The following is a 385-nucleotide window of genomic DNA, read 5'->3' as shown; positions in this document are numbered from 1 at the left end:
GGATTTTGCAAAGCCAAAAGTGGCTTTTCCAATGCTAAAGTGGCTTTGAATAAGCAAAGAATCGCTCTGCAACAGTGTCTTTCTCTTATACAAAGTGGCTTTCGGTAATCAAAAGTGCTTCTTGATAAGCCAATAATGGCTTTTCCATTGCTAAAGTGGCTTTGAAGAAGCAAAGAATCGCTTTGCAACAGTATCTTTCTTTTAGAAAAAGTGGCTTTCGCAAATCAAAAGTGGCTTTCGCAAAGCCAAAAGTTGCTTTTTCTATGCTAAAGTGGCTTTCAATAAGCAAAGTATCGCATTGCAACAGTGGCTTTCTCTTAGACATAGTGGCTTTCGGTAATCAAAAGTGCCTCTTGATAAGCCAATAATGGCTTTTCCATTGCTA

At 38.4% G+C, this 385-nt stretch carries 1 protein-coding gene; it reads right to left on the bottom strand.

Going from position 1 to position 385, the window contains the following annotated elements; translation table 11 throughout:
- Positions 1-85: 85 nt before the first annotated feature.
- A complete protein-coding gene (locus EIZ48_RS28880; RefSeq protein ID WP_160658817.1) occupies positions 86-325 on the bottom strand; it encodes a hypothetical protein in 240 nt (79 codons plus the stop codon).
- Between the last annotated feature and the right edge of the window lie 60 nt (positions 326-385).

This window comes from Photobacterium alginatilyticum (assembly GCF_009910675.1).
In the GTDB taxonomy this organism is placed as follows: Bacteria; Pseudomonadota; Gammaproteobacteria; order Enterobacterales; family Vibrionaceae; genus Photobacterium; species Photobacterium alginatilyticum.
This window is presented reverse-complemented; position numbering and strand designations above follow the sequence as displayed.

Bases quoted from the DNA above. Each gene is read 5' to 3' on its own strand.
- EIZ48_RS28880 (WP_160658817.1), bottom strand. From the start codon at position 325: ATGTCTAAGAGAAAGCCACTGTTGCAATGCGATACTTTGCTTATTGAA.